The organism is Azospirillum sp. Marseille-Q6669 (genome assembly GCF_965111635.1).
In genome coordinates this window covers 440,165-461,236 of the sequence record NZ_CBCOOP010000005.1, presented here as the reverse complement: position 1 = coordinate 461,236, position 21,072 = coordinate 440,165, and the positions used below count along the sequence as shown (strand labels likewise).

At 67.7% G+C, this 21,072-nt stretch carries 19 protein-coding genes and 1 tRNA gene; 11 read left to right on the top strand and 9 right to left on the bottom strand.

Annotation, left to right across the window (positions count from 1 at the left end; genetic code table 11):
- Window positions 1-46: 46 nt before the first annotated feature.
- The gene (locus tag ACWPXE_RS27465; RefSeq protein WP_454020366.1) at window positions 47-1,681 is read right to left on the bottom strand and encodes a DUF3369 domain-containing protein; all 1,635 of its coding nucleotides are present in this window, start codon (window positions 1,679-1,681) and stop codon (window positions 47-49) included.
- 287 nt (window positions 1,682-1,968) lie between these two features.
- On the opposite strand from ACWPXE_RS27465, the gene ACWPXE_RS27460 reads away from it, so the two are divergent.
- On the top strand, window positions 1,969-2,679 hold the full coding sequence (locus ACWPXE_RS27460; protein ID WP_454020365.1) for an orotate phosphoribosyltransferase: 711 nt from the start codon (window positions 1,969-1,971) through the stop codon (window positions 2,677-2,679).
- A 48-nt stretch (window positions 2,680-2,727) separates the two neighbouring features.
- On the opposite strand, the gene ACWPXE_RS27455 is transcribed toward ACWPXE_RS27460, so the two are convergent.
- The 3 genes from ACWPXE_RS27455 to ACWPXE_RS27445 all read right to left on the bottom strand — a co-directional run bounded on the left by ACWPXE_RS27455 (window position 2,728) and on the right by ACWPXE_RS27445 (window position 7,142).
- Window positions 2,728-4,539: a glycoside hydrolase family 17 protein gene (locus ACWPXE_RS27455; RefSeq protein ID WP_454020364.1), complete on the bottom strand. Its 1,812-nt coding sequence runs from the start codon at window positions 4,537-4,539 to the stop codon at window positions 2,728-2,730.
- 204 nt (window positions 4,540-4,743) lie between these two features.
- Window positions 4,744-5,517 (bottom strand): ferredoxin--NADP reductase, encoded by a 774-nt coding sequence (locus tag ACWPXE_RS27450; protein WP_454020363.1) that lies wholly within the window; start codon window positions 5,515-5,517, stop codon window positions 4,744-4,746.
- A gap of 182 nt (window positions 5,518-5,699) precedes the next feature.
- On the bottom strand, window positions 5,700-7,142 hold the full coding sequence (locus ACWPXE_RS27445; protein WP_454020362.1) for a helix-turn-helix domain-containing protein: 1,443 nt from the start codon (window positions 7,140-7,142) through the stop codon (window positions 5,700-5,702).
- 188 nt (window positions 7,143-7,330) lie between these two features.
- Between ACWPXE_RS27445 and aceA the strand changes: the two genes are divergently transcribed.
- Window positions 7,331-8,608, top strand: a complete 1,278-nt coding sequence (gene aceA, locus ACWPXE_RS27440; protein ID WP_014239066.1) for an isocitrate lyase — start codon at window positions 7,331-7,333, stop codon at window positions 8,606-8,608.
- Between the two features lie 687 nt (window positions 8,609-9,295).
- A complete protein-coding gene (locus ACWPXE_RS27435) occupies window positions 9,296-9,859 on the top strand; it encodes a DJ-1/PfpI family protein (protein ID WP_454020361.1) in 564 nt (187 codons plus the stop codon).
- Between the two features lie 167 nt (window positions 9,860-10,026).
- Here the strand turns inward: ACWPXE_RS27435 and ACWPXE_RS27430 are convergent, their stop codons facing one another.
- The gene (locus tag ACWPXE_RS27430; RefSeq protein ID WP_454020360.1) at window positions 10,027-12,009 is read right to left on the bottom strand and encodes an ATP-binding protein; all 1,983 of its coding nucleotides are present in this window, start codon (window positions 12,007-12,009) and stop codon (window positions 10,027-10,029) included.
- A 252-nt stretch (window positions 12,010-12,261) separates the two neighbouring features.
- On the opposite strand from ACWPXE_RS27430, the gene ACWPXE_RS27425 reads away from it, so the two are divergent.
- From ACWPXE_RS27425 to ACWPXE_RS27405, 5 genes are all read left to right on the top strand, one after another.
- Window positions 12,262-12,954, top strand: a complete 693-nt coding sequence (locus ACWPXE_RS27425; protein WP_454020359.1) for a sulfite oxidase-like oxidoreductase — start codon at window positions 12,262-12,264, stop codon at window positions 12,952-12,954.
- A gap of 225 nt (window positions 12,955-13,179) precedes the next feature.
- Window positions 13,180-14,901: a 2-oxoacid:acceptor oxidoreductase subunit alpha gene (locus ACWPXE_RS27420; protein ID WP_454020358.1), complete on the top strand. Its 1,722-nt coding sequence runs from the start codon at window positions 13,180-13,182 to the stop codon at window positions 14,899-14,901.
- 20 nt (window positions 14,902-14,921) lie between these two features.
- The gene (locus tag ACWPXE_RS27415; RefSeq protein WP_454020357.1) at window positions 14,922-15,764 is read left to right on the top strand and encodes a 2-oxoacid:ferredoxin oxidoreductase subunit beta; all 843 of its coding nucleotides are present in this window, start codon (window positions 14,922-14,924) and stop codon (window positions 15,762-15,764) included.
- Window positions 15,761-16,294 (top strand): ferritin-like domain-containing protein, encoded by a 534-nt coding sequence (locus ACWPXE_RS27410; protein ID WP_103040092.1) that lies wholly within the window; start codon window positions 15,761-15,763, stop codon window positions 16,292-16,294. The genes ACWPXE_RS27415 and ACWPXE_RS27410 overlap by 4 nt, the downstream gene beginning before the upstream one ends.
- Before the next feature lie 99 nt (window positions 16,295-16,393).
- Window positions 16,394-16,591: a DUF1289 domain-containing protein gene (locus ACWPXE_RS27405; protein ID WP_454020356.1), complete on the top strand. Its 198-nt coding sequence runs from the start codon at window positions 16,394-16,396 to the stop codon at window positions 16,589-16,591.
- Between the two features lie 24 nt (window positions 16,592-16,615).
- On the opposite strand, the gene ACWPXE_RS27400 is transcribed toward ACWPXE_RS27405, so the two are convergent.
- Complete coding sequence (locus tag ACWPXE_RS27400) at window positions 16,616-17,083, bottom strand: PA2169 family four-helix-bundle protein (protein WP_149165499.1); 468 nt, start codon at window positions 17,081-17,083, stop codon at window positions 16,616-16,618.
- Window positions 17,084-17,274: 191 nt separating this feature from the next.
- On the opposite strand from ACWPXE_RS27400, the gene ACWPXE_RS27395 reads away from it, so the two are divergent.
- A complete protein-coding gene (locus ACWPXE_RS27395; RefSeq protein WP_149165498.1) occupies window positions 17,275-17,790 on the top strand; it encodes a YciE/YciF ferroxidase family protein in 516 nt (171 codons plus the stop codon).
- A gap of 60 nt (window positions 17,791-17,850) precedes the next feature.
- Here ACWPXE_RS27395 and ACWPXE_RS27390 read toward each other — a convergent pair whose 3' ends face one another.
- A complete protein-coding gene (locus ACWPXE_RS27390) occupies window positions 17,851-18,402 on the bottom strand; it encodes a YgjV family protein (protein WP_454020355.1) in 552 nt (183 codons plus the stop codon).
- Between the two features lie 658 nt (window positions 18,403-19,060).
- Between ACWPXE_RS27390 and ACWPXE_RS27385 the strand changes: the two genes are divergently transcribed.
- Window positions 19,061-19,240, top strand: a complete 180-nt coding sequence (locus tag ACWPXE_RS27385; RefSeq protein WP_454020354.1) for a hypothetical protein — start codon at window positions 19,061-19,063, stop codon at window positions 19,238-19,240.
- Window positions 19,241-19,317: 77 nt separating this feature from the next.
- On the opposite strand, the gene ACWPXE_RS27380 is transcribed toward ACWPXE_RS27385, so the two are convergent.
- A tRNA-Arg gene (locus ACWPXE_RS27380) sits at window positions 19,318-19,394 on the bottom strand.
- Window positions 19,395-19,564: 170 nt separating this feature from the next.
- Here ACWPXE_RS27380 and gpt point away from each other — a divergent pair.
- Window positions 19,565-20,065, top strand: coding sequence for a xanthine phosphoribosyltransferase (gene gpt, locus ACWPXE_RS27375; RefSeq protein ID WP_035670736.1), 501 nt, complete (start codon window positions 19,565-19,567; stop codon window positions 20,063-20,065).
- Between the two features lie 166 nt (window positions 20,066-20,231).
- On the opposite strand, the gene ACWPXE_RS27370 is transcribed toward gpt, so the two are convergent.
- The gene (locus tag ACWPXE_RS27370; protein WP_454020353.1) at window positions 20,232-21,065 is read right to left on the bottom strand and encodes an ABC transporter permease; all 834 of its coding nucleotides are present in this window, start codon (window positions 21,063-21,065) and stop codon (window positions 20,232-20,234) included.
- Window positions 21,066-21,072: the final 7 nt, after the last annotated feature.

Below are 21,072 nucleotides of genomic sequence, written 5' to 3'. Positions count from 1 at the left end.
AAAAGGCCAAGGCTCGTAAAAAAGAACGGTGCGGCCGGGGGCTGGTCTACGCCTCCGGCCCGCCGCGCTCCAGGATCGCGACGAAGGCGTCGACGACGCGCGGGTCGAAATGCCGGCCCGCCTCGGCGCGAATCAGATCGACCACCGCCGCCAGCTCCCACGCCTCCTTGTAGGGGCGGCGATGCAGCAGGGCATCGTAGACGTCGGCGACCGCCACGATGCGGCCCGACAGCGGAATGGCGTCGCCCGCCAGCCCGTGGGGATAGCCGGTGCCGTCGAACTTCTCGTGGTGGCTCTCGGCGATCTCCGCCCCCATCGACAGGTAGCTGCGCCCGCCGACCGGGCCGGAGGCGTCGCGCAGGATGCGCCCGCCGATGGTGGCGTGCTCGCGCATCTGGACCATCTCCTCGGGGTCCAGCTTGCCGGGCTTGCGCAGGATCTGGTCGGGGATGGCGACCTTGCCGACGTCGTGCAGCATGCTGGCCAGCCCGATCAGCTCGCAGAACCGGTCGTCGGCGTCACCGCCGCAGGCACCCCGCGCCTGGAGCTCCCTTGCGATGGCGGTGGCCCAGCGGCCGATGCGCCGGACATGCTCCCCGGTGACCTCGTCCTTGTATTCGGCCAGCTTGCCGAGGGCGTGCACCGTGGCGATCTGCGCGAGGCGGAGCTGTTCGTACAGCGACACGTTGTCGAACCCGACCGACATCCGGGAGCAGAAGATCTCCAGCAACCGCCGCTCCACCTCCGGCAGGCCGCCGTGCCCGCCGATGAACAGCGCGCCGGGGCCGGGGCTCTGGGTGTGGAAGAGCGCGACGCAGTGGTCGTCGCGGTGCAGGCTGCGGCCCCGGGCCAGGGCGGCGGCGATGTCGGCGCAGACCGCCTCGGGCAGCACGGCGCCGACCGGCCGGCCCGCGGCATCGGCGAAAACGCCGGTCCCGCACAGCACCACCGCCTCCCAAGGCCGGCCGTCCGGCGCTTGGCCTTCAAGATTTGGGCTTTCCGGATTTCGGCCGGGCGGCACCGCGCACAGGAAGGCGCCTGCCGCCCGCGGCAGCAGGGCGGCGACCCGCTCCACCACGCCAATGGCGAAGCGGTCCATGGAGCGCTGCTCGAACAGGGCGCCGGCGGCGTCGACGATCGTCTCCAGCCCTTGCCGGTTGCGCTCGATCGCGTCGATGTGCTGATAGGAGCGCAGGGCCGCCACCGTGGCGGTGAACAGCTTCTGGGCGGTCAGCTCGCTCTTGGCCTTGTAGTCGTTGATGTCGTAGCTGACGATCACCTGCCGCTCCGGCGCCTGTCCGGGCTGGCCGGTGCGCAGGATGATGCGGACCCGCCGGTTGCCCAGCACCTCGCGGATGTGATGCACCAGCCGCAGGCCGGCGTCCTCCGTTTCCATCACCACGTCCAGCAGGACGGCGGCGATGTCGGGGTGCTCGCTCAGGATCGCCCGCGCCTCGACCCCCGAATGGGCGGACAGGAACTGCAGGCGCCGCCCGTCGAAGGTCACGTCGTTCAGCACCACGCGGGTGATCGCGTGCACCTCCGGATCATCATCGACGATCAGCAGCTTCCAAGGGGCGGCGGCGGAGCCGGACGTCGCGGAGGACGAGTCCGGAGCGTCCTCGTCGGCGAACAACAGATCGTCGTCATCGTCCTGGCTCCAGCCCTGGATGTCCGACATCGCCGCTCCCCGCCCCGCTCTGCCAAAGCTGCATGGCTACAATTCGATTCTCTTTTTCAACGCTTGTCGCGCTTCGTGTCAACCGCTCCGGCACCTGGGCACACACGACTGCAGGCGGAGGGAGGCTGCGGCGCGTTGTCTCCCCCCGTTCCGGCTAACACCAAAGCGCCCGCCCCGGCGCGTGTGGAGGGGTTGCGGCCCGCCCCGAACGGGTGATCATCGGGAGAAAGGTGTGAGGCGAAAAAAACGAAGCTGAAGAAACAACGCGAAAAAGACGGGGGCAGGCCATGATACCGGACGCTTGGGACATCGAGCTGCGCGAAGGGGCCATCAGCGTGGCCCGCCATCTGATCGAGACCGGCTGCGTCCGGTACGACCCGGACCATCTCTGCCGCCACGGCTCGGGGCTGGTCAGCCCGGTCCATCTGGAGGGGCGGCGGCTGCTCTCCTACCCCCCGGTGCGCGACGAGGTGCTCGACTTCGCGCTGCGGATGATCGGGCAGGAGATCGGCGACGGCGAATTGGACGCCATCGCCGCCGCCGAGGGAGCCGGCGTACCCTGGGCCGCGCTGATCGCCGATCGGTTGGAGCTTCCCCTCGTCTTCGTGCGCAAGGAGGTGCCGGAGGGCCAGCAGGATTACAAGCACCGGATCGAAGGGCGGGTGGAGCCGGGCTGGCGCGTGCTTCTGGTCGAGCAGATCGCCGCCGACGGCCATCGCAAAGCTCGCTTCGCCCAGCCGCTGAAGGAGGCGGGCTGCGACGTGCGCGACCTGTTCGTGCTGTTCCAGTACGGGATCTTCGACGAGATCCAGGAGCATCTGGCCCCGCTGGGCATCACGATGCACGCGCTGGCGACCTGGTGGGACGTGCTGGAGGTGGCGAACCGCGGCCATTACCTGGACGGGCAGGCCCAGGGCGAAATCCACGCCTATCTGCACGACCCCAAGCGCTGGACCACGGAGCACCAGGGCAGCCGGAAGAGCGAGAAGGCAGCCTGAAGCGGAGCAGGCCCCCTCTCCCACGCCAAGCGGGAGAGGGGGAACCGGTCACTGCCCGGCGATGCGGACCCACTGGTGGCCGGCGCGGGCGGTTTCGCCACAGCGGACGGCCAGGACGGTGGCGGCGTAGGGCACCGCCAGCAGAAGCTGAAGACCGGCCCAGGACAGCGCTTCCCAGTTCGGGCTGGTCCACACCACCTCGTGCAGGGCCTCCATGAAGGGAAGCTGCCCGTAGATCAGCGACTCCATCGGCACCACGCCTTCCGCCAGCACGGTCAGCAGCGCGCCGAGCAGCAGCAGGACGGCCAGCGCCGACTCCAGCGGCAGGCGGCGGACGGCGCCGCACAGGCCACTCGCCGGAGCATCGGCCACCGGGACGGCGGGGCGGAACAGCCCGCCGATGCCCCAGGCGGCCAGCGCCCCCGTGCCCTCCGGACGCCGTGTTGCACGCATGGCGCCGAGCGCCAGCAGGCCGAGCGCCGGCAGGGCGAAGTACCCGTTGGGGAAGTCGCGGTAGCGTCCGTCGAACACGATCAGGAAGCTCCAGACGATCCCCAGCAGGGCGAGGGCCACGGCGGCGGCCTTGCCCACCGTCTCCAGCCGCGACAGCGCCGGACGGCCGCGCAGCGGGGCCAGCGGCTCCAGCGCCAGACCGCCGCTGCCCAGCGCCCGCCGGGCGGCCAGCAGGACGGCCATCGACAGAACGCCCGTTGCCGCCAGCATGACGACCGACAGCGCCACGTCCTGCGGGTAATGCTTGCCGTGCAGCGCCCCCCAGACGGCGTGGACGTAGAGGGTGGACAGCGCCTGCGCCAGGAAGGCCAGGGCGGCGAAGGCCCCGGAGGTCAGCGGACGGCCGCGCAGGGTCAGTCCGATGACGAGCGCCAGCGCGAGGCCGGAGGAGACGCCGAACAGCATCGGCCATTGGCGGTTCTCCACCACCGGCCCGGCCAGGGCAAACTTGGCCTGACGGTCGGCGGTGTAGAGGCCCCAGTGGCCGCCCACCGTGCCCTCCAGCTTGGCCTTCCAGCCCTGGTCGAAGGCCTCGATCACGTTGTAGTCGAAGCCCTCCTGCTCGGCGAGGCGGACGAAGCCGTTGACGAACTTGGCCTTGTTGACCAGCCCGGTGACCGCGGCGCCGCGCGACCGGCCCTCCGTCGGCCAGCCGGTCTCGCCGACCAGGATCGGCTTGCCGGGGAAGCGCTGGGCGATCGTGCGGTAGCTGCCGCGGATACGCTCCATGGCGCCGGCCACGTCGGTCGGCACGTCCTCCCAATAGGGCAGCAGGTGGATGGTCAGGTAATCGACGTGATCCGCGATCTGCGGGTATTTCAGCCACCACTCCCAGACGTCGGCGTAGGACACCGGCTGCTTCACCGCCGCCTTCACGCGGTCGATGTAGCCGGCCACCTGCTCCGGCGTCAGCTCGCGGCGCAGAAGCACCTCGTTGCCGACGATCACGCGGGTGATGACGTCCGGGTAACGGTTGGCGAGGTCGATGAGGGAGGCGACCTCCTTCTCGTTCTTGTCCAGCCGCGACGACAGCCACGCCCCCATGGTGACCTGCATGCCGTGGCGACGCGCCAGTTCCGGCACCACCTCCAGCCCTTCCAACGAGGTGTAGGTGCGCACCCCCGCCACCTGCGGGGCGAGGGCCGCCAGATCCTCGTCGATCTGCTCGGTGCTGGGGAATTTTTGCGTCAGCGGGCTCTGCCCGTCGCGGAAGGGTGCGAAGGACACGCTTTTCAGCTTGCCGCCGGGCGGCGGGTCGAGCGGCACCGGCTGGTTCGGCAGCGACCAGACGGCAAAATTCGCGAGGCCGGCCACGAGCAGCACGGCGAGGATCGTGATGAGGCGCATGGAGGGGATGTCTACACCAAATGCGGGATCGGCAAAACGGTCTGGCGAACCGGGTTGGTTCCAGAAGGAAAACGGGCGCGCCCCCGGGAGGGAGGCGCGCCCGTCAAGGACCGGTCTGGCCCGATCGGGCCGACTGGAGTTGATGACGTGCCATCGTCACGATCCATCAACGAACCACGGCCCGCTTTATTCCAGCGATTCCGCTCAGCGTTCCACAAAAGCCTTTTCGATCACGTAATGACCGGGTTCGCCGTTATGGCCCATGGAGAAGCCCAGCTCGTTCATGATGCCGCTGGTCTCGTCGAGCATGGCCGGGCTGCCGCAGATCATCACGCGGTCAACCTCGCGGTCGAAGGGGGCCAGCCCGACGTCCGAGAACAGCTTGCCGTTGCGGATCAGGTCGGTGATTCGGCCCTGGTTGCGGAACGACTCGCGCGTCACGGTCGGGTAATAGATCAGCTTCTGCGCCACGTCCTCCCCGAAGAACTCGTTCTCCGGCAGGACGGTGTTGATGATGTCGGCGTACGCCAGCTCGCCCACCGTACGCGTCGTGTGGGTCAGGATCACCTTGTCGAACCGGGCGTACATCTCCGGGTCCTTGATGATGCTGAGGAACGGGGCGAGGCCCGTGCCGGTGCTGAGCAGGTACAGGTTGCGGCCCGGCAGCAGGTTGTCGGTGACCAGCGTGCCCGTCGCCTTGCGGTTGACCAGCAGCGTGTCGCCTTCCTTGAGGTGCTGGAGGCGCGAGGTCAGCGGGCCGTCCTGCACCTTGATCGAGAAGAACTCCAGCGTCTCCTCGTAGCTGGCGCTGACCAGGCTGTAGGCGCGCAGCAGCGGACGGCCGTTCACCTCCAGGCCGATCATGGTGAACTGTCCGGGATCGAAACGGAACGAGGGATCGCGCGTGGTGGTGAAGCTGAACAGAGTGTCCGTCCAGTGGTGAACGCGCAGGACGCGCTCATGAATCAGATTGCTCATGGAATCCGCAGGTCCGTTTCGGTGACCGGCATGCTGTGGCCGGTGTCGTTTCAGAAGCCAAGCCGTGCCGCATTGCAGCACACTTCTTTAACAACAAATTCGTCAACAGACCACTAATTTATACCAACAATTTTGTTGTGGCCTTTCGGTTACCACAAGGCAGTATTGCCAAATAAACGGCCTTACTCTCCCGCTGGCGGGGCGAAGAGGTAAGGCGACAAACCGCGCAGATTCTCATCGACAATCAGGCGATGGTTCAGCGGTGGGAAGGCGCGTTGCGAGCAATCCAGCCGCGGACAGAGCCGGCAATTCACACCGATGGGCGTCGCCGCCTCGGTGTTTTCCAGATCCACACCGTCCGCATAGGTGATCTGCGCCGCGTGCTGGAGGTCGCAGCCCAGCGCGATGGCGAATTGCTGCGGCGGGCTGCGGAAGCCGCCGCCGGCCTTCACCACCGTGCGGGCGATGGAGAAATAGGTGGTGCCGTCGGGCATCTGGGCCAGCTGGCTGTGAATCTTTCCCGGCGTGCGGAAGGCCTCATAGACGATCCAGCGGGCGCAGCCGCCGCCGAAGCGCGCCAGATGGAAGCCGGCGCCGGAAAAGCGCTTGGACACGTTGCCGGCGCTGTCCACCCGCATCAGGAAGAAGGGAACGCCCTTCGCCCCCGGCCGCTGCAGCGTGGTCAGCCGCTGGCAGACCTGCTCGAACGAGGCATCGAACCGGCGCCGTAATATTTCGATATCGTATCGAACCTGATTGGCCGCCTCCCAGAAACGGGCGTAGGGCATCACCACCGCCGCCGCGAAATAGTTGGCCAGCCCGATGCGGGCCAAGCGCCGCGCCTCGTCCCCCGTCAGACCGGACGACTCGACGATCTGGTTCAGCAGGTCGCGGTGGCGCAGCAGCGCGATCTGGCAGGCGAGCTGGAAGTTGCGGCCGGACGGCGCCAGCATCTCCGACAGCAGGATGCGTCGCCCATGCCGGTCGAACCGGCGCACCGCGTAGCCCATGATGTCGGACGGCAGCAGCCGGACGCGGACGCTGTGGTTGTTCAGCAGATAGTCGGTCAGGCCCCGGTAGAGGTCGCCCTTCTCCAGCCGGCCTTCCAGCCACAGCTCCTCCGCCGCCGCCTCCAGCTCGGCGAAGTGGTTGGAATGGGCCTGGAAGAGGTCGCGCACCTCGTCCTGCGGGAAGGAGGAGGTCTGGACCAGATGCAGCTTCTCGCGGTCGGCCACCCGTTCCGACAGGGTCTGCAGGTCGTCGCGGCTGGTGCGGAAGGCGCGGTAGAGCGCCACCACCGCCTGCCCCAGCGTCGGGGCGACCGCCGCCAGCTCGCGGAAGTCCTGGTTCTTGATGTCGGAGCCGTCGAACAGCGGGTCGGCGAAGACCTCGCGCAGGCCGGCGACGAGGCGGCTCTCCTCGTCCTCGGCGAAGCTCTGCAGGTCCACCCCGAACTGCTGGCCCAGCTTCAGCAGCAGCGGCACGGTGACCGGGCGCTGGTTGTGCTCGATCAGGTTCAGGTAGCTGGGGGAGATGCCAAGCTGCTCGGCCATCTGGGCCTGGGTCAGCCCGTGGTCGCGGCGCAGCCGACGCACCTTCGGACCCAGCATCGCCTTCTTGTCCATGGCCACCCGAACTCCAGCTTGGCTGATTTACAATATTTACTGATTTACAGAGCTTTTCTGACGGTAGTTTACAAACAGACCCTTTTACAAACAAGGGCATGTTGCAAGGCAGCGAAGGCCGTTTTAGTTGTTTTGTCAGGGCAGCGCTCAAAAGCAGCGCAACGGTGACGAAAAGAAGGAAAACGACCATGTCGCTCGACGAAAAGACCAAGGCCGCTCTCCGCGCCGCGCGCTTCGAAGGCATCAAGCGCGATTACACCCAGGACGACGTGAAGCGGCTCAGCGGCTCGGTCAAGATCGAGTACACGCTGGCCGAGATGGGCGCCCAGCGCCTGTGGGAACTGCTGAACACCGAGCCGTACATCAACACGCTGGGTGCCCTGACCGGCAACCAGGCGATGCAGGCGGTGAAGGCCGGCCTGAAGGCCATCTACCTGTCCGGCTGGCAGGTCGCCGGCGACGCCAACCTGGCCGGCCAGATGTACCCGGACCAGAGCCTGTACCCGGCCAACTCGGTGCCGGCGGTGGTCGAGCGCATCAACAACACCTTCAAGCGCGCCGACGAGATCCAGACCGCCGAGGGCAAGGGCGACACCTACTGGTTCGCGCCGATCATCGCAGATGCCGAGGCCGGCTTCGGCGGCCCGCTGAACGTCTTCGAGCTGATGAAGGCGATGATCAAGGCCGGCGCCTCGGGCGTCCACTTCGAGGACCAGCTCGCGTCCGAGAAGAAGTGCGGCCATCTCGGCGGCAAGGTGCTGATCCCGACGCAGCAGCACATCCGCACGCTGAACGCCGCCCGTCTGGCCGCCGACACCATGGGCACCTCGACCATCGTCCTCTGCCGCACCGACGCGGAGTCCGCGCAGCTCATCACCTCGGACGTCGACGAGCGCGACCATCCCTTCATCGACTTCGACGCCGGCCGCACCTCGGAGGGCTTCTTCCGCCTGAAGAAGGGCACGGGTGTCGACCACTGCATCGCCCGCGGCCTGTCCTACGCCCCCTACTCCGATCTGCTGTGGTGGGAGACCTCGCGTCCGAACCTGGAGGAGGCCAAGCGCTTCGCCGAGGCGATCCGCAAGGAGTTCCCGAACAAGCTGCTGGCCTACAACTGCTCGCCGAGCTTCAACTGGAAGGCCAACCTGGACGAGGCGGACATCGCCAAGTTCCAGCGCGAGATCGGCGCCATGGGCTACAAGTTCCAGTTCGTGACGCTGGCCGGCTTCCACAGCCTGAACTACTCGGCCTTCAAGCTGGCCAAGGGCTACGCGGCGCGCGGCATGGCCGCCTACTCGGAGCTGCAGGAGGCGGAATTCGCGGCGGAGGCCGAGGGCTACACCGCGACCAAGCACCAGCGCGAGGTCGGCACCGGCTACTTCGACGCGGTCGCCACGGCGATCTCGGGCGGCCAGTCCTCCACCACCGCCTACAAGGACTCCACCGAGGCCGATCAGTTCCATTGATCCACAGCAGGGCGCGTCCGGTTCCATCCGCCGGACGCGCCCGCCTCGAACGAGACAGCACTTTGCCCCGCAAAGTGTGAAAGGGTCATACGGCCGCCCATCGCGGCAGCCTCCCCGGCTCGGGTCGTATGACCGGTTTGCGCCGATCCTCCGGACGGTTGGCTTCGGCCCCCCGCCCCGGTGACCGGTGGTTCCCGATCCGGTGTGCGAGCCGGATCTCTTCGAACGGCTGACGCTATTGACTTCAAACGGCCGGGGGTCCGCCCCCGGCCGCTTCTTTTTGCGCCAACCCGCTTTCCTTACGACCATTCGTTGTCACAGCCGCGCCATGACGGCATGGCTGACCTGCGCCATCCCAACCGACACCACCGGGAAATCGTGATTAAGTCTTGAGCGCGACCGCGAAATTGCCGCGTCGGCAGCCCTGCCCGACGGTGGGGAAGCTGCGTTGCAGTGCGGAATAAGCCATTGACTTGGGACCTCGTTGCCGCCACTTGTGTTCCATGCTCACCACAAACCGATCAGGGGCGTGATCGCCCCCCCGCCGGACCTCAGCTGACGAGGGCCGGCTGCGGGTTCCATCGCCGCGCAAGACCTTGCGCGGCGTGCGCCGTTTCTTTTCCCCGACGGCGCATTCCTCGGCGATGGCCCGCACACACTGGTTGAACGATGAAAGGACAAGACAGTATGGATCAACCCCTCGCAGGAAAGAGCATTGCCATTCTCGTCGCCAACGGCTTTGAGGAACTGGAGATGACGGAGCCGCAACGGGCTCTCCTCAAGACCGGCGCTACTCTTCGTACGATTTCTCCCGAGCAGGGACTGGTGAACGGCTGGCACGGTAAGTCCTGGGGCCATTACTTCCCGGTGGACAAGCAGGTCGGCGAGGTTTTGGGTGCCGACTATGACATGCTGCTGCTGCCGGGTGGCGAGCGCAGCGTCACCAAGCTCCAGCAGAGCGCCCACACCCGCCGCATCGTCGGCCACTTCCTGGACGCCGGCAAGCCGATCGCCGCGATCGACCAGGGCATCCAGCTCCTGGCCATCCCGAGCAAGCTGAAGGGCCGCACTCTGGCTGCCCCCGAGGCCGTCCGCGCCGAGCTGGAAGCCGCCGGCGGCAAGATCAGCGACGAGGCCCTGGTGGTGGACAACGTGACCATCACGGCGCTGGGTCATGACGAACTGGCCGCTTTCGTCGAGCAGGTCGTCAAGGTCTTCTCCGAGGCTGCCGCCGTCCGCAAGGCCGCCTAAGGCCAAGCCAGCCTAAGGCCAAGCCAGCGCGCCTCGACAGGCCGCCCGTCTTTCCTGCGGGTTTCGTCTTGTGAGTCCACGGCCGCCGCGCCTCCAGCGCGCGCGGTCGTTGCGCGTTTCGTTGCGCGTTTCAAGGCACGCGTTTCAGCGCGTGTCGTTTCCGGTCTTCAGGGCCGTCGCATGCCCCCACCGACCCGGCAGGGCGGGAAGGTCAGGCGCACGGTCGTTCCGGCCCCGAGCCGGCTGTCGATGTGGAAGGTACCGCCGTGCAGCGCGATCAACGCGCGGGTCAGCGGCAGACCCAGGCCGGAGCCGCGCTCCGCCGCCCGGTCGCGGCCCGGATTGTGGCCATGCACCTGCCCGAAGGCGTCCAACGCCACTGGAATTTGTTCTGGGCGCATGCCGATGCCGTTGTCGGCGACGGTCAGCGCGATGCCGCCATCCTCCGTCAGCTCCGCACCCACCCGCACGCGCCCGTCCTTGGCGGGGGCGAACTTGATGGCGTTGCCGATCAGGTTGGTCAGCATCTGCCGGATCTGCGAGGCGTCGCCGTGCAGGCTCGGCAAATCGTCGGGAATTTCCATGCACAGCGCAACTGCCGCCTCGCACGCCCGCGGCTGCATCATGCCGAAGGTCAGGTCGACCAGCAGGGACAGGTTGCAGGCCTCCTCGTGCAGGTCCATCCGCCCCGCCTCGATCCGCGCGAGGTCGAGCAGGTTGTTGATGAGGTCCAGCATATAGACGCCGGCCGCCGCGATCTGCCCGGCATATTCGCGGTAGCGCGGGTTGTTCGGCCCCATCATCTCGTCATGGATGATCTGGGCGAAGCCGAGCACGGCGTTCAGCGGCGTGCGCAGCTCGTGGCTCAAATGGTGGACATAGTCGGACTTGCGCTGGTTGGCCTGTTCGGCCTCGTCGCGGGCGGCGCTCAACTCAGCCTCGCGGGCTTTCAGATCGGTGATGTCGGCGCGGATGCCGACGGTTCCGCCCTCGTGGGTCCGCCACTCCTCGATGCGGATCCAGCGCCCGTCGTGAAGCTGCACCTCCATCGGAGCGCCGGCGCTTCGGTGCTGCTCGATGCGCCGTTCGATCCAGCTGTCCAGATCGCCGTCCGGCACCTGATAGACGCCCCGTTCCACCCCGCCGCGCAGCACCTCCTCGAACCGGGCCCCCGGCGTTATGAGGTCGGTGTTGGCGGAAAACAATTCCCGATAACGCCCGTTGCACAGGACCAGCCGGTCCTGGGCGTCGTACAGAACGAAGCCCTCGGTGATGCATTCGATGGCGTCGGACAGCAGATGATGGGCGCGCCGGGCCGCGCTTTCCGCCAGCACCCGCTCCGTGACGTTGCGGATGCTGCACATCACGCGGTCGCTGTCGGGCAGGGCGACCAGCCGCGCCTCGAAGAATTTGGTGCCCGCCATCTGTCCGGCTCCCGTCTGGCCAGCCCCGGTCTGGCCAGGAGGCGGCGGCAGGGAGAAGTCCAGGCCGATGACCGTCTGCCCTTCGTTCAGCCGGCCGAGCGCCGCGGCCAGCATCCCGGCGGCGGGATCGGGCAGCACCTCCTGCACGCGGTGCGCCAGGAAGCGCTCGGCGGGGACGTTCAGGTCGCCTGGGCTGGCGGCGGCGAAGTCGAGGATGGTGCCGTCGCGCAGCAGTTCGAAGCGGATGTCGGGATAGGCGTAGGACAGCGCGATGAGCTGCTCGTTCAGCCGCATCATCTCCTGCCGGGCGCCGCTGTCGGCGGGGGCTTCGGCCAGGATCAGCCCGCTCGGGCGCGGCGTCGGAACCAGCCGGAGGTCCACCTCCAGCGGCAGGGTCAGGGGGGCGTGGACGGTCGCCCGCGCGTCCACCGCCCGCCCCGCGGCGGCCTGCTCCAACGCGGCGGGGAACCGGCTGGACAGGCTGACCCGGACGGCGGCGGCGGGCGCGTCGCGCTCCAGGCCGATCAGCGCGCGGGCGGCGCCGTTCAGCCACACGGTCAACCCATCGGGGCGGAGCAGCCACAGCGGCGTGGCGAGCGCGTCCAGCCATTGCAATCCCGCTGCTTCTTCCGGGGCCATGTCCAGCTCGTCCTCCTCCAGCCGGGCCCGTCCCAGCCCGGAGGGCGCCGCATCGGTTTGCGGGGCGACGGGCAGGGCGGTGGTCATGGGCGGCAACATGGCAGGTAATGCATAGCGGACATGCTACCAGAGCAAGGCAGGGCGTGAACAGGGGCAGGGCAACCGTCCGAACCGTCTATTTCCGGCCCAACCGTGGAAAATGGGACGGAAGGGTAGCGGATCAGCCTTTCGCACCGCAAGAAACCGTGGGATCGGCGCTGACACCGGCCCCCATCCATGCATAAATCCGTACCGGTCACCAGAGACATCGCTGCCGATCCACCCCTTTGGAGGACCGCCATGGCCGACGAGCTTCCTCAAGATGGTCCGCAGGACGTGCCACAGGACGGCCGGATCCGCGACAAGCTGATCGCCACCAAGGAGCAATGGGCGCGGGAGGGCCGGGGCCTGACCGGGGAGACCGCCGACCCGGCGCGCGACCGCCTGCCGCCGGGCCAGCGCTTGGTGGAGACCTGGCCGGTGCTCGATCTCGGCATCGTTCCGCGGGTGAGCGAGGCGAACTGGACCCTGGCGGTGGACGGGCTGGTCGACACCCCCGTCACCTGGAGTTGGGCGGACCTGCAGGCCCAGCCGCGGGAGCGCGTCGTCTCCGACATCCACTGCGTCACCACATGGTCGCGCTACGACAACCAGTGGGAGGGCGTGTCCACGCGGCATCTGCTGTCGGTCGTCCAGCCACGGCCGGACGCGCGCTTCGTCCTCTGCCACTCCTCGGACGGCTACACCACAAACCTGCCGTTGGAGACCTTCGCGGCGGAGGACGCGCTGCTCGCCACCAGTTGGGAGGGCCAGCCGATCAGCCGCGACCATGGCGGACCCGTCCGAGTCGTCGTGCCGAAGCTCTATTTCTGGAAAAGCGCCAAGTGGGTGAAGCGAATCGAGTTCCTGGCGAAGGATCGCCGCGGCTATTGGGAGGTCCGCGGTTATCACAATGACGCCGACCCCTGGCGGGAAGAACGCTACAGCGAGTAGCGTGCGACGGCGCCCGCCATTCCGGACCAGAAACAATCCCGGCAACAGTCGGTGCCAAGGGATGGCCGTTAACGGGCAAGATTTGGTCAGACCTTTCCAAGACGTGACTTCGCAAAATCGTGACGTCTTTCGTCTGATTTGCGCCAGATCATTCCCCTGTTCCGCAATGCTGACGTAGCCGTACAGGCGTCGGGCGACTCACATTCGGACGCAAGGGATTAACCAATGACAGTGGACTCGGTCACGATTGCCCTGGTGGGCAGCGGTGGCGCCGGCGCGATGACCGCCGGACAGATGCTGCTGGATGCCGCCGCCAACGTGGGATGGTACGGATTGATGTCGCGGTCGACCGGCCCGCAGATCCGTGGCGGCGAGGCCGCCGCCCTCGTTCGCCTGTCGCCGACACCCGTTCACGGTCCAGGGGACCGTTTCGACATCATCATCGCCTTCGACTGGCAGAATGTGGAGCGCTTCGCGGCCGAGCTTCCCCTGTCGGAGAAGAGCGTCATCATCACCGACCCCAGCCAGGGCGACGTGCCCGCGGTCCTGGCCGCCAGCGGCGCCAAACAGGTCGAACTGCCGATCAAGGAACTGGCCGGGCGCATCCCCGGCGGGCGCGTCAACATGGTGGGGCTGGGCGCCGTCGCGGCGATCATCGGCCTGCCGCGCGCCGGCATCGACGCGGTGATCCAGAAGGCGCTGGGCAAGAAGGGCGACGCCGCCATCCAGGCGTCCAACGCCGGCATCGACGCCGGGTCCAAGGAGGCCGCCGGCTGGAACCTCGGCCTGGAACTGGCCACCCCCAACAAGGAGGGTGCCACCCGCTGGAACATCTCCGGCAACGAGGCCGCCGGGCTGGGCGCGCTGAAGGGCGGGGTGAAGTTCTGCGCCGCCTACCCGATCACGCCGGCGACCGAGATCCTGGAATGGCTGGCCCCCAACCTCGCCAAGACCGGCGGCAAGCTGGTCCAGGCGGAGGATGAGCTGGCCTCCATCGCCATGTGCCTGGGCGCCTCCTTCAGCGGCGTGCCGTCGATCACCGCGACCGCCGGCCCAGGCCTGTCGCTGATGACCGAATGCATCGGCCTGGGCGTGGCCTCCGAAACCCCGGTGGTGATCGTCGACGTGCAGCGCGGCGGCCCGTCCACCGGCATCCCGACCAAGTCTGAACAGTCCGACCTGAACATCGCCGTCTACGGCCTGCACGGCGACGCCCCGCATCTGGTGGTCGGCCCGACCTCCATCGGCGACTGCCTGTTCACCACCCAGTGGGCGGTGCATCTGGCAGAGGCCCTGCAGACCCCGGCCATCGTGCTGTCCGATCAGGCGATGGGCCAGTCCCGCGCCATCGTCGACAAGCCGGCCGACGCCCCCCACAAGGCGAACCGCCTGCTGGCGACCGACCTCGGCGGCGAGGCGAAGTACAAGCGCTACGCCGACACCGAGTCCGGCGTCTCCCCCGCCGCCATCCCCGGCATGCCGGGCGGCGAGCACACCGCCGACGGGCTGGAGCATGCGGAGAACGCCCTGCCCTCCTCGCAGGCGTCCGATCACCAGAAGCAGCTCGACAAGCGTCTGCGCAAGCTGACCTCCCACGACTACGGCGACGCCTGGGCCGACATCGAGGGCGAGGGCGAGATCGCCGTCGTCACCTGGGGCTCCGCCACCGGCCCGTCGCGCGAGGCGGTGCGCCGGTTGGAGGCCGCCGGCACCAAGGCCCGGCTGGTCGCCATCCGCCTGATCTCCCCGGTCCAGCCGGCCAAGCTGGCCGCGGCGCTGGACGGCGTCTCCAAGGTCCTGGTCGTCGAGCAGACGCACGGCGCCCAGTTCCACAAGTTCCTGCGCGGGCATTACGACCTGCCGGGCACGGTGTCGGTGTTCAGCCGCCCCGGCCCGCTGCCGATCCGCGCCCGCGAGGTGCACGAGACGCTTCTTTCCCTGATCTGACCGGCCGGAGCACGAAATCCATGGATACCCATCTGACCGACGATGTCGTGGGCCCGCTGCCCGGCGACTACAAATCCGACGTGAAGCCCATCTGGTGCCCCGGCTGCGGCGATTATTCCGTGCTGGCCGGCATCACCCGCGCCATGGCGACCATGGGGCTGAAGCGCGAGGACACCGTCGTGGTGTCGGGCATCGGCTGCTCGTCGCGCATCCCCGCCTACACCAGCGTCTACGGCTACCACACGGTGCATGGCCGCTCACTGGCCGTGGCGTCCGGCGTGAAGCTGGCCCGGCCGGAGCTGAACGTGCTGATCTTCGGCGGCGACGGCGACGGCTTCTCGATCGGCGGCAACCACTTCCTGCACGCCTGCCGCCGCAACGTCGACATGACCTACATCGTCATGGACAACCAGGTCTACGGCATGACCAAGGGCCAGGCCTCACCGACCACCGAGGCCGACTGGTGCGAGTCGAAGCTGACCCCGGAAGGGCCGGGCGTCAACCCGATCCAGCCGGTCGCCCTGGCGCTGGCCTGCGGCGCGAACTTCGTCGCCCGCGGCTTCTCCAACAACCCGAACGAGGTCGCGCGCCTGATCGTGGAAGGCGTGAAGCACCCCGGCTTCTCGGTCATCCACATCCTGTCCCCCTGCGTCACCTTCCGCCCCGAGCAGCGCGGCTGGAAGAGCACGGTCCATCCCTACGGCCGCGAGCCGACGGACGACCCGAGCGAGGCGATGCGCGCCGTCCTTGAGGACGACGGGTTCGGCCTCGGCATCTTCCTCGCCGGCAACCGCCGTCCGTTCCAGCCGGGATCGACGGTCACCCACAGCATCGCCCAGATCGAAGAGGGGTTCGCGGTATGAAGACGAAAGTCCTGAACGGGGCCGCCAACGTCGGTCTGTTCCTGGCCCACGCGCTGGCGCTGGAGATCGAGGCGGCGGAGCGCTACACCGAACTGGCCGACAGCATGGAGGCCCACAACAATGTGGAGGTCGCCAAGCTGTTCCGTGATCTGTCCACCTACTCGGCCAAGCATGCCGAAGAGGTGAAGCAGATCGCCAGGGAGCACGGCGCGCTGCCCAAGGTCGCCCCCTGGGAGTTCCAGTGGGACGCCACCACGGAGTCGCCGGAAGCCGCGGCCTTCGAGAACGCCCATTATCTGATGAAGCCGCACCACGCGCTGAAGATGGCGCTGCTGAGCGAGCATCAGGGCAACAACTATTACGCCTCGGTCGCCGCCGAGACGAAGGACCCGGAGGTCGCCCGCCTCGCCCGCGAGTTCGCGGAGGAGGAGGCCGGCCACGTCGCCCTGGTCCGCAAGTGGCTGGAGCGCTACCCGGCCCCGAAGGACGACTGGTCGGACGATCCCGACCCGCCCAACATCTCCGACTGAAACGATCGGGCAAAAGGCCTTTAGGATTGAGACCGGGCGCTACCGGGTGGTAAGGACGGGACGGCCCAGCGCCGTCCCGTTTCCTTTTTGGCCCCCGGAATGACCGACGGAACTCCCGATACCACCATCGTCCAGTCCCCCTGCGTCAGCGTGTGCAAGCTGACCGCCGACCGCGCCTATTGCATCGGCTGCCTGCGCACGCTGGAGGAAATCCGCGGCTGGAAGCACATGGACGCCGACCAGAAACGCGCCCTGCTGGCCGATCTGGAGAACCGGCAGGCCGCCGCCGCGGAGTGACCATCCCTCGATCGATGTCTTTCGTCAGGCCGCGGCGCCGCGCAGCAGGGTCATGCGGTCGCGGTCGGCGCGGATGCGGTCGAGATGCTGCACCGCCACGGCAGTGATCGGCAGGGGCAGTTCCTTGGCCAAGGCCTCCTCGTAGGCACGGACGCATTCGCCCTCGCCGCGCTGCACCTCGGCCAGGATCGCCTCGCGGTCGTGGCCCAGCACATTGGTCTTGAGTTCCAAAAAGAAGCGGTGCGCGCCGCCCATCACGGTGCCGCCCATGTCCGGCGCCCCGCCCTGTTCGGCGACGAGGCGCTGCACCTCCCGCACGATGGCGCCGCGCTGGGCGGCGAGATCGTTGAACAGGGCCTTCAAATCCTCGTCCTCCAAGGCTTCCGCGGCCTGACGATAGGCTTCGTGGCTGTCCTCGACGATGCGGATCAGATCGTTGAGGGTATCGACGATCTGGTCTTTTCCCATCATGGCCGGTTCATTTGCCGACATGGCCGCTCCCTCCCCTGGCAGTCTGCCCATCCGCTTTGAAAAACCTCCCGCCCCGGTGAAGGTTCCTTGATGCATCCGAAGGGTGCTCCGCTTGGTCAGGCCGCGTCGTCCGATGGTGACGAACCGCTGCTCCGCCTGTTGTCGGTCCATCCCCAATGGACTGTCCGATAACGCAACGAGGGAGAGGACCTGTGGCCAACACCACCAAGGAAACCCTGATCGACTGGCTGCGCGACGCCCATGCCATGGAAAGCCAGGCCGTCGAGATGCTGGAGCGGCAGGCGGAGCGCATCAAGAACTATCCGGACGTCCTCGCCAAGGTGCAGGAGCACATTGAGGTGTCGAACCGGCAGGCCGACCGGCTGAAGCAGTGCCTGCAGCGTCTGGGCACCGACACCTCGGCCATCAAGACCGGCGTCGCCATGCTGATCGGCAACGCCCAGTCGCTGTCCGGTGTGGTGGCGTCCGACGAGATCGTGAAGGCGTCGATCTTCGACTATTCCTTCGAGCATTTCGAGATCGCCAATTACCGCGCCCTGATCTCCGCCGCGGAGCAGGCCGGGGAGCCGGAGATCGCCCGCATGCTGCAGCCCAGCCTGGACGAGGAGTTGGAGATGGCGGCGTGGCTGGAACAGCGCCTGCCGCAGCTCACCAAGACCTATCTGGAGCGCCGGGAAACCGCCGGCGTCGCCGAAGCGAAGCGCTGATCCCAACATCTCGCTTACGAGACCGTGCCGGGGCACCGTCCCCGGCACGGTTTCCGTTCGTCAATGCACCGCCAGCGCCGATTGCCGGCGCACCGCCGGGCGGGCACGCCACAGGCTGAGCAGATGGCCGGACAGGGTCATCGCGTCCGACGCCAGCCCGAAAGCCGAACCGGCCAGCGCGTTGTGGCCGGCCCCGACCACCGTCGAGGACAGGAAGAACAGCCGCATCCGCCCGACCGTGCTCTGCCAGCGACCGATGGTGCCCAGAACGAAGCCCGCCGCCGACAGGGCGGACATCGGTCCCTGCCACGTCGTCGCCGCGACAGCCAGTGCCGCCGGGACGGTCAGTGCGAACAGCACGCCCAGCCAGCGGGGCCGCCGTTCCGGATAGGCGGCGGCCATCTGCACGAGGCCGAGCGCGCACATCAGCATCCCCGTATGGGCACCCAGAGCGAAGAAGTGGACGACGAACAACGCGCCGGCCCCGGCCTGCGCGGTCAGGATCGCCCGCCGGTCCTGCAGCAGCGTGGACAGCACGCCCAACGCCAGACCGGCAAGCCCGCTCACCGCGACCAGCGACAGGGACGGCAGGTAGTGCAACAGGAAAACCATGGATAACGCCTTCACCCTTCGGAAAATGCTGCGCCGCAGCAAAAGGCCGCGGCGAAGGGGGCGGACGCTAGGCGCGGATGGTTAACCGGCTGTGAATCGGGGTGTGATCAAGAGTGGGCGTCCCGTCCCGCCGCACTGACTCGGGATAAAGGCAAAAAGCGTTTAATGCCAACGATCTCGCAACCCATGGCCTGACCATGGGCATACCCCTGTGGTCGGGGGCACCCCATGGGCATTTCACCTTTGCGACGTTTCCCCGGAACGGCCGGACCGTCATTCTTCGCACCGCAAGATGACACGCCCAACAACACACGCTCTCGACGCCGTGCCTTCCCGAAACGCCGTGCCTGAGACGCCTCTGGAATAAGACGCTCTGGATGAGATGCCCTATGACCCAGCTGACGAAACGGGACGCCGCACGTCTTCCCGCACCACCCACCTGTTGCCATTGCGGGAAACCTTTGCGGGCCGGGGAACCGCATTGGGCCGGCGATAGCGAGAACCGCCCCTGGCATTATGGTTGCGCCGAGCGGGTCGGCCTGACCATGTCCTGGACGCGGGTCCGCCACCGCCGCGCGATCGTCGCGGGAGCATGACCGCGCCGCGCTGTTACCTCCCTGACCGAGATTGATCGGCAGGACTTCAAAAAGGGGGAAGCATGAAGGGGACACCACAAAGCATCTGGCTGTCCATGGCCAACCGGTCGGCCAGTCAGGCGATCGGTTTCTGGAGCGGCGTGTTCAACGCCGCCGCCCGGCGCAACCAGACCTCCCTGTTCAACACCATGACCAAGCCACCCAAGGCGAAGCGCACGACACCGAGAAAGAAAAGCCGCTAAGGCAAACATCGGCGAGATGGACACCAGAAAGCACAAAAGCCGCCCAAGGGCGGCTTTCTTGTGCAGACTGAAAGGAATGGCGCGCCCGAAGAGATTCGAACTCCTGACCCCCAGATTCGTAGTCTGGTGCTCTATCCAGCTGAGCTACGGGCGCATTCCTGTTTGTCTTCCCGGCGGCGGCGGTAACCGTCCGTCGTCGAGGCGCGCAACTTACTCAAAAGGATTCCGGGCTGCAAGACCTTTTTTCGCCTTTTCACGCGGTCGATTGCCCGGCGGTGGGGCTTGCGGTATAAGCGGCGCACGTTTCTTTCGGAGTCCATAGCCGTGCCAGAAGCCGTTCCGTTCAACAAGCACTTCCCGGTGTCGTGGGAGGAGCTTCACCGCAACGCCAAGGCGTTGGCCTGGCGCCTGATCGACAAAGGTCCGTGGAAGGGCATCATCGCCATCACCCGCGGCGGGCTCGTCCCGGCGGCGATCATCGCGCGCGAGCTTGAGCTGCGCATGATCGACACCGTCTGCGTCTCCAGCTACGACCACCAGAACCAGCGCGAGGCGATGGTTCTGAAGGGCGTGGAGGGCGCCAACGCCGGGGACGGCGAAGGCTGGCTGATCATCGACGATCTGGTCGACACCGGGAAGACCGCGGTGGTCGTGCGCAAGATGCTGCCCAAGGCGCATTTCGCCACCGTCTACGCCAAGCCGCTGGGGCGTCCGCTGGTCGACACCTTCATCACCGAGGTGAGCCAGGACACCTGGATCCACTTCCCCTGGGACATCGAGCTGCAATTCTCCCAGCCGATCGCCAAGCAGCACCGCGGCGCCTGAAAATTGCCCTCTCCCCTCTGGGGAGAGGGTGGCCCGGAGGGCCGGGTGAGGGGGTTGCGCTTGTGCCGAACGTACCGCCACGCGCATCCCCCTCACCCTAACCCTCTCCCCAGAGGGGAGAGGGGATTATGACACTTGACACAAGCCCGGCCGTCTTGTGTCAAGTTTACAGCAGCCCCGCCGAGCGGTGGCGCGGGTCGAGCGCGTCGCGCAGCCCGTCGCCCAGCAGGTTCAGCCCCAGCACCGTCACCGCGATGGCCGCCCCGGGAAAGATCGCCTGGAGGGGGGAGGTGAACAGGAAGGTCTGCGCGTCGCCCAGCATCTTGCCCCAGGACGGCGAGGGCGGCTGGATGCCAAGGCCGAGATAGCTCAGCGCCGCCTCGTTCAGCACCGCCACGGCGAACAGCACCGTCCCCTGGACGATCACCACCCCGGCGATGTTGGGCAGCACATGCACCAGCGTCACCGACAGCGGCCCGCGCCCCAGCGCCAGCGCGGCGCGCACGAAGTCCCGCCGCCAGACGGCCAGCGCCGCCCCGCGCGCCACCCGCGCGAGGACCGCGGCGTTGAACAGGCCGAGCGCCAGCACGACGTTCAGCGCCCCCGCCCCCAGCGCCGCCGTCAGCAGGATCGCCGTCAGCACCGCGGGAAAGGCGAACAGCAGGTCGCCCAGCCGGGCCACCGCCTCGTCCCCCCAGCGCCCCCAGGCGGAGGCGGCCAGCCCCAGCGGCACGCCCAGCAGGGCGCCCAGCGCCACCGCGGCCGCCCCGACGGCCAGCGAGTTGCGCGCGCCGACCAGGATCATCGACAGCACGTCGCGCCCGAAATGGTCGGTGCCCAGCCAGTGGACCGGCCCCGGCGGGCGCAGCCGGGCGACCACCCGCACCTGCTCCGCCGGGAAGGGCGTCCAGACCAGCGACAGCAGCGCCGCCCCGACCACCAGCGCGGTGAGCAGCCCGCCCAGCAGCAGACTGACCGGCAGGCGTTTCAGCCGTTTCATAAATCGT

Bases quoted from the DNA above. Each gene is read 5' to 3' on its own strand.
- ACWPXE_RS27465 (WP_454020366.1), bottom strand. From the start codon at position 1,681: ATGTCGGACATCCAGGGCTGGAGCCAGGACGATGACGACGATCTGTTG.
- ACWPXE_RS27460 (WP_454020365.1), top strand. From the start codon at position 1,969: ATGATACCGGACGCTTGGGACATCGAGCTGCGCGAAGGGGCCATCAGC.
- ACWPXE_RS27455 (WP_454020364.1), bottom strand. From the start codon at position 4,539: ATGCGCCTCATCACGATCCTCGCCGTGCTGCTCGTGGCCGGCCTCGCG.
- ACWPXE_RS27450 (WP_454020363.1), bottom strand. From the start codon at position 5,517: ATGAGCAATCTGATTCATGAGCGCGTCCTGCGCGTTCACCACTGGACG.
- ACWPXE_RS27445 (WP_454020362.1), bottom strand. From the start codon at position 7,142: ATGGACAAGAAGGCGATGCTGGGTCCGAAGGTGCGTCGGCTGCGCCGC.
- aceA (WP_014239066.1), top strand. From the start codon at position 7,331: ATGTCGCTCGACGAAAAGACCAAGGCCGCTCTCCGCGCCGCGCGCTTC.
- ACWPXE_RS27435 (WP_454020361.1), top strand. From the start codon at position 9,296: ATGGATCAACCCCTCGCAGGAAAGAGCATTGCCATTCTCGTCGCCAAC.
- ACWPXE_RS27430 (WP_454020360.1), bottom strand. From the start codon at position 12,009: ATGACCACCGCCCTGCCCGTCGCCCCGCAAACCGATGCGGCGCCCTCC.
- ACWPXE_RS27425 (WP_454020359.1), top strand. From the start codon at position 12,262: ATGGCCGACGAGCTTCCTCAAGATGGTCCGCAGGACGTGCCACAGGAC.
- ACWPXE_RS27420 (WP_454020358.1), top strand. From the start codon at position 13,180: ATGACAGTGGACTCGGTCACGATTGCCCTGGTGGGCAGCGGTGGCGCC.
- ACWPXE_RS27415 (WP_454020357.1), top strand. From the start codon at position 14,922: ATGGATACCCATCTGACCGACGATGTCGTGGGCCCGCTGCCCGGCGAC.
- ACWPXE_RS27410 (WP_103040092.1), top strand. From the start codon at position 15,761: ATGAAGACGAAAGTCCTGAACGGGGCCGCCAACGTCGGTCTGTTCCTG.
- ACWPXE_RS27405 (WP_454020356.1), top strand. From the start codon at position 16,394: ATGACCGACGGAACTCCCGATACCACCATCGTCCAGTCCCCCTGCGTC.
- ACWPXE_RS27400 (WP_149165499.1), bottom strand. From the start codon at position 17,083: ATGTCGGCAAATGAACCGGCCATGATGGGAAAAGACCAGATCGTCGAT.
- ACWPXE_RS27390 (WP_454020355.1), bottom strand. From the start codon at position 18,402: ATGGTTTTCCTGTTGCACTACCTGCCGTCCCTGTCGCTGGTCGCGGTG.
- ACWPXE_RS27385 (WP_454020354.1), top strand. From the start codon at position 19,061: ATGAAGGGGACACCACAAAGCATCTGGCTGTCCATGGCCAACCGGTCG.
- ACWPXE_RS27370 (WP_454020353.1), bottom strand. From the start codon at position 21,065: ATGAAACGGCTGAAACGCCTGCCGGTCAGTCTGCTGCTGGGCGGGCTG.